This is a genomic window from Paracoccus benzoatiresistens (assembly GCF_026913015.1).
Taxonomy (GTDB): Bacteria; Pseudomonadota; Alphaproteobacteria; order Rhodobacterales; family Rhodobacteraceae; genus Paracoccus; species Paracoccus benzoatiresistens.
Window position 1 is genome coordinate 1 of the sequence record NZ_JAPTYD010000111.1, and the last position, 5,769, is coordinate 5,769.

The following is a 5,769-nucleotide window of genomic DNA, read 5'->3' on the forward strand; positions in this document are numbered from 1 at the left end:
AAGGTTGCCTCCCATTTGGCAGCCTTGAATCAGCCAGCGATCAGTTTGGAAACCCTCAAACGTCAACACGCCCTAGTCGCTCCGGCGGGAGGGGGCAGTCCTGATCGTTCCAGCGTCCAGGCAACGCCTGACCCGCTGATGGAAGCTCCTGATTGCCAGGAAGCTGAGCCTGTCGGTTTCCAATCGACGTCCCACTCAGCCCGCACATCAGGAACTCAGGGAAGGTGCTGCCGCTCTTTCAGCAAGGCCACCACGCTTTCGGCCATGCCGGCGCAGCGATGGCCGGCAAAAGGAAAGATCGTCTCGAAGCCGCCCTGGATGCGGTCGGTGATGATTCGCCTCAGGCGATGACGCGCGCGCATCAAGCGGGTCTTTACCGTGCCGAGCGGCAGCGAAAGGTCCCGCGCGATGTCGTGCAGGCTCAGCCCGGAGGCGTCGTGCATCAGAAACACCAGCCGGATATCGGATGGAAGCTCGCTGACCGCCGCCTCGATCAGGGCGCGCGTCTGCATCCGGCCAAGAGCGGCTTCCGTGGGTTCGGTCTCTAAGCCGGGGAACAGCACTACCTCGCCACTGCGGAGCGCAGGTTCCTCGACCGTATCGTATTCCTCCTGCGCGTGCTGCTTGCGCAGTCGCATGGCCGCGCAGTTCAGGGTGATGCGGGTGATCCAGGTCGAGAACCGCGCCGCGTTCCGAAAGCCGTCCAGATGCGTGAAGGCGGCGAGATAGGCATCTTGGACGACCTCTTCAGCCTCGGCGTCGGTGGACATCAGGCCACGCGCGACGCGAAACAGCCGCCCGTTCAGTCGCCGGATCAGCTCGCGCACTGCTGCCTCCTCGTGCAGGCGGGCGGCCGCGACCAGGGCTGCCTCGGACATCTGACGTTCAGCGCAGTCGGACATCATCTTGGAGGGCTTGTTCATGTTTTCTCTCCAGGGCCCGGCATCACGGCTCCTTGCGCAAGGATATCATCGACTGGCGGAAAGGCGGCCAGCGCTGCTTCAGGCAGATCACCCGCCTCGGCGGGGGGGCCCTGCCACCCGGGATCCTGCCCTGGACGGCCCACGACGATCCGCGCCACCATGCCGGCATGCTCGTGAGGCTGGCAATAAAGATCGTAGACGCCAGGCACGGTCAACGTGATCTCAAAAGCCTCGTCCGGCAGGAGCAGGTCGCTGTCCCAGGGCTGTGCCCCGTTCGGAATGCGCTGCGGTCGATCCAGGATGTCGGGGTGGTAGGCCGTAGCCGTGTGGCTGTTGCCTGCGTCGCGGTTCACGAACCGGATCATCGCGCCGGGGTCCACGGCAAGGCCCAGGGGGACGAACCAGACCTTCTCGCCCCGCAAGCTGCCCTTCATCTCGATCATCAGCGGCCCGGCCGCGGTTGCACGCCGAGGCCGCACCTGGGCGGCCCACAGCAGGGCCACCCCCCAAGTGATCAGCATCCGGCGGTTCATGTTCATTCCGCCAGCCGCGCCTTGGCGGCCATGTCGTGGTAGAGCACGACATGGACATGCGGCTTCTCCACACCGGGATGCCCGGCGTTGTAATAGATATCGACCGACGTGACGCTGTTGCTGCCGACCGCAAGGTCGTTGAAGGCACTGCCACCCTCCAGATCTTCGAGCGGCGCCATATAGATCGTGGCCGACAGCTTGCCGTCGTGGTCATAGCCGAGGAAGGGACCGGCAGGCAGGCTCGCCGGATCGACATAAAGCGTGCCGAGGCCGGGCAGGAAGTCCGGCAGGGTGACAAGCTCGCTGACCTTCTGGAACGGAGCGGCAGGCGGAGCTGTATCAGGTGCTGTCTGGGCCGTTGCCAAGAGGGGCAGGGCGCCAAGCAAGAGGCCAGCGGCGAGGAGGGGAATGGGGCGAAGCATGTGAGGACCTTTCCATGGCGGGCCGGATCCACCCGGCCTCACTCATTGGATGCGATCCCGGCAAAAAGGTTCACGTGAGACGCCGACCGATCCTATCTTTGTACTGCCCGAACGGCCCTTAGCGGACGGTCGGCCTCACCCCATGCTGCGTTGCTGCATTCTCCGAAGTTGCCGCTCAACTGCCGCTGCGGCGAGATCCTGACCAGAACCGCCGCTCTATGAGGCAGAACGGACTTTCGATGGCTGGTCTTGTGCAATCCATTATCAGCATCGCGCACATGCCTGCGGTGATTTAGCGTGACGGTGTCGTAGTGATGGCAAAACGATCAAGGTCAGATAATGCGAACTCATTTTGCTGCACTTCTCGCTCTCGTGATCACCACCGGATGCGCGGTCGGTTCTGGTGCAGTGGTCAAGGGCGCAGGGCCTGACGATCTCTTGAAGCTTCGCGAAGGTCCTGGCTTGGACCACAACATCATAATCGGCCTGCCCGACGGAACGCGCCTCACCCGCCAGAGCTGCGTAACAAATGACGGTAAGGTCTGGTGCAGAGCCTCGCTCACCGATAGGCCTCGTATTTCGGGGTACGTTTCAGCGGAATATCTAGCGCATCGCTGACAGCGACATTCGGCCCATTTCGATCATTTGACTTCGAACCCCGCCGCGATGCGGCATCCGCCAAAGCGGCCGCACAGACGCCGCGCAGCGGGATTGTCGACATCCATGAATAGGATGAGATGCGAAGCCTCGCTCATCCATCGCAGCGCGAAGTCCTCGATGTCCTGGATTGCGGAGCGGCGGGTTCTGCCGCTCCGCCAAGCTTCAGTCAGTACTCATCGTGCAGGCGTACCCAGCTCATGGTGCCGGTCTCGTTGCGTCCCTTTGGGGTCAGGTCGAGCCAGTTGAAGGCACCGATCTGCAGCTCGTTGCCGCGATGATAGGTCGAATAAGTGTGGAAGATGTCACCGCTCTCGTCCTTGGCGAAGATGCTCGTCCCGAACATGTCCGGACTGTTTCGGATGACCGTCCCGTAATTGTAGATGGCGCGGCCGGCCTCGCGATCCTCGGGCGTGAAGGACACTGCGAAATCGAAGTTGAAACTGTTGCGCGCGGAGGACAGCCAGGGAAAGGTCCAACCCATCCGCGTCTTGACCGCCTGGATCTGCTCGACAGGGACCCGCGAGATTGCGGCAAAGGAGAGATCGGCTTGCTCAAAATGCTGCCGCGCCGCGTCGACGTGATCGGCAATGAAGGAGCAGCCCGAGCAGATATTGTCCGATCCCGGTGTCAGCATGAAATGGTAGATGGCCAGTTGGCTGCGAGCCTCGAACAGGTCGCCAAGCGATCGCGCGCCATTCGGACCGTCGAAGATGTAGGTCTTGTCGAGCCGGACCCAGGGAAGCTGGCGGCGTTGCGCGCGCAACGCATCCAGTTCGTGGGTCATGGCGCGCTCCCGGGCCAGCAGGGACTTGCGAGCGTCGAGCCATTCCTCGCGCGATACAATTGCCGGTGTCATGGGTTATTCTCCGTTAAGTTGGAATTGCGAGGGAAGCCTGCCAGGCAGGCAATCAGCCGCAACCAGGGCGGCAGGTGAAAAATGCTCATCAAGAGATACATCCCGGTCATGCCACTCATCGGCGAGGCGCCGGGTGCCGAGAGACAGAGACCTCCTCCGTCCAGCGCAGTCATCGCTGCCATCACCGCAAAGCTCGGCGATGCGGCCAGGGAGAGCCATCCGGCATAATCCTTCGCTCTTGTCATGTCTCGCCTCCTCTCTGATGGTGATGACGCAGCTCGATCCTACGGCCGGTTGTAGGCCGCGGGTGAGTAACAAACATGGCGGGATTGCGATGGATACAGTGATCGCGGCTGCTGCGCGGGCCCTTGCCTCGGGCAACGCACTGGGGGCCCTGAAGCGGGTGGCCCTGCGAGAAGACCCCCATGCCCGCGCGCTACGGGGGATTGCCATGGCGCAACTGGGCGATCTGTCGCGTGCCCGTGATCTGCTGCGTGACGCCGCCTGCGGCTTCGGTTCCGGCTCACTCCTGATGGTCGCCAGATGCAATTTGGCAGTCGCCGAAATCTCGCTGGTGCTGCGTGATCTGGGCGGGCTGATGGAATTGTTGCAGCAAACGGGAAGCATCCTTGAGGGGTACGGCGACCGATCCAACCTTGCCCATGCGATCTACCTGCAAGCGCGGCTGGCCCTGCTTCTCGGTCGGTTGGGCCAGGCCGAAGACCTTCTGTCCTCGATTGATCCCGCAATGGTGCCGAGCGTGTCGCGACCGGGCTATTGGCTTGTCGCGGTCGGCATCGCAATGCGGCGGGTCGAAGCCGGCAAAGCCCGTTTCGCCCTGCATCAGGCAGCTCGCGCCGCGCATGTTGCATCAGTTCCGGCATTGCTGGCCGAGGTGGAAACCGCCCGGCAGGCCGCCCGGGCACCGGCGGCCCGGCTGATCATGGAAGGAATGGATCGCAGCCTCAGCCTTGCCGAGGTCGAAAAGGTCCTGGTCTCGGAGAAACTGGTGGTCGATGCGTGCCGAAACCGGGTGCGCCAGGGGCCCCATAATGTGGATCTGCGCGGCCGGCCGGTCCTATTTGGGCTGCTCCGCACCTTGGCCGAGGCCTGGCCGAATGACGTCCCGCGCGAACAAATGTTGCAGCGCGTTTTTCGTGCCCGGCAGGCGGATGACTCGCACCGGGCCCGCCTGCGGGTCGAGATTGCCAGACTGCGCAAGCTGCTCGCCCCGCTGGCCGGGATTGCGGCGACGCGCCGGGGCTATACCCTGAAGCCGCGAAAAAGCACTCCTGTAGTCCTCGCACCCCCAGTCCAAGGACCAAATGCGGCTATCCTAGAGCTCCTTGCCGATGGCGAAGCCTGGAGCAGTTCGGGCCTGGCTCTGGCGCTGGATGTCAGTCCACGGACGGTGCAACGCATGCTTGATGCGCTGAGCCGGTCCGGTAGGGTCGAATGGTTCGGCCATGGCAAGTCGCGGCGCTGGACATTCGCGGGGGTTCCGGGTTTCCCGACAGGATTGTTGCTCCCGGTGAACGCCCCTCGGGAGTAAGATGGAAGCATGAAACACCAAGCCGAAATCCTCCGTGAATACGGTCCCTTTCCCCGGGCGGATGCAATCCACGGCGTCAGCTTCGATGGCCGGAGCATCTGGGTCGCGGCCGGCGATCACTTGCTCGCCATCGATCCCGAAAGCGGCGAAGCCGGACAGGTTCTCGATATGCTTGCCGATGCCGGGACGGCCTTCGACGGCCGCCACCTCTACCAGCTCGCGCAATCCCTGATCCGAAAGATCGACCCCGCCGATGGCAGGGTGGTGGCGACGATCCCGGCGCCCGGAGGCGAGCGGGCCTCAGGTCTGGCCTGGTCCGAGGGCTCGCTTTGGGTGGGGCAATATGACGGGCGTGCGATAATCCGGGTCGATGCAGAGACCGGCGAGGTTCAGCGCGAGATCCGCTCGAACCGCTTTGTCACCGGGGTCAGCTGGGTCGAGGGCGAACTCTGGCATGGCACATGGGAAAATGGGCAAAGCGAGTTGCGCCAGATCGACCCGCTCAGCGGTGTTGTGCTGGACAGCATGGAGATGCCCGAGGGAAAAATCATCTCGGGCCTCGGATCCGATGGTGCCGAAAGGTTCTTCTGTGGCGGCGGAGTCAGCGGCAGGCTGCGTGTCGTGCGACGACCGAGGGCGGCGAGATAGCCGCTGGTTTAAGGGGGGGGGTATGCTCGGGGCGCAAAATCTTGCTCGAACAGCTGGCGCAAACCGACTCACCCCCAATGGCACGGTCCGAACGGCAAGGTCGTGTCGCGAATGTGGTGGAAATTGCCGGGCAGCGGGCTCCGGGCATGTGACGTTGGCTCCAGTCAGGCCGCGA

Annotated in this window: 8 protein-coding genes; 3 read left to right on the forward strand and 5 right to left on the reverse strand. The window is 63.4% G+C overall.

Annotated features, from left to right (window positions below):
• Positions 1-215: 215 nt before the first annotated feature.
• The 3 genes from OU682_RS23320 to OU682_RS23330 are packed head-to-tail and all read right to left on the reverse strand — an operon-like array spanning position 216 to position 1,878.
• A complete protein-coding gene (locus OU682_RS23320) occupies positions 216-923 on the reverse strand; it encodes an RNA polymerase sigma factor (protein WP_268944573.1) in 708 nt (235 codons plus the stop codon).
• Positions 920-1,456 (reverse strand): cupredoxin domain-containing protein, encoded by a 537-nt coding sequence (locus OU682_RS23325; RefSeq protein ID WP_268944574.1) that lies wholly within the window; start codon positions 1,454-1,456, stop codon positions 920-922. Before OU682_RS23325 ends, OU682_RS23320 begins: the two co-directional genes overlap by 4 nt.
• Before the next feature lie 2 nt (positions 1,457-1,458).
• The gene (locus OU682_RS23330) at positions 1,459-1,878 is read right to left on the reverse strand and encodes a hypothetical protein (protein ID WP_268944575.1); all 420 of its coding nucleotides are present in this window, start codon (positions 1,876-1,878) and stop codon (positions 1,459-1,461) included.
• A 339-nt stretch (positions 1,879-2,217) separates the two neighbouring features.
• Between OU682_RS23330 and OU682_RS23335 the strand changes: the two genes are divergently transcribed.
• On the forward strand, positions 2,218-2,496 hold the full coding sequence (locus tag OU682_RS23335; protein WP_268944576.1) for an SH3 domain-containing protein: 279 nt from the start codon (positions 2,218-2,220) through the stop codon (positions 2,494-2,496).
• Between the two features lie 208 nt (positions 2,497-2,704).
• Here the strand turns inward: OU682_RS23335 and OU682_RS23340 are convergent, their stop codons facing one another.
• Positions 2,705-3,394 carry a DUF899 domain-containing protein gene (locus tag OU682_RS23340; protein WP_268944577.1) on the reverse strand — a complete coding sequence of 230 codons (690 nt, stop codon included), beginning with the start codon at positions 3,392-3,394 and terminating at the stop codon, positions 2,705-2,707.
• The gene (locus tag OU682_RS23345) at positions 3,391-3,639 is read right to left on the reverse strand and encodes a hypothetical protein (protein WP_268944578.1); all 249 of its coding nucleotides are present in this window, start codon (positions 3,637-3,639) and stop codon (positions 3,391-3,393) included. The genes OU682_RS23340 and OU682_RS23345 overlap by 4 nt, the downstream gene beginning before the upstream one ends.
• A 206-nt stretch (positions 3,640-3,845) precedes the next feature.
• On the opposite strand from OU682_RS23345, the gene OU682_RS23350 reads away from it, so the two are divergent.
• Together OU682_RS23350 and OU682_RS23355 are read left to right on the forward strand one after the other, a co-directional pair.
• Complete coding sequence (locus tag OU682_RS23350) at positions 3,846-4,946, forward strand: winged helix-turn-helix domain-containing protein (protein WP_268944579.1); 1,101 nt, start codon at positions 3,846-3,848, stop codon at positions 4,944-4,946.
• A gap of 9 nt (positions 4,947-4,955) precedes the next feature.
• Positions 4,956-5,594, forward strand: a complete 639-nt coding sequence (locus OU682_RS23355) for a Vgb family protein (RefSeq protein ID WP_268944580.1) — start codon at positions 4,956-4,958, stop codon at positions 5,592-5,594.
• Positions 5,595-5,769: the final 175 nt, after the last annotated feature.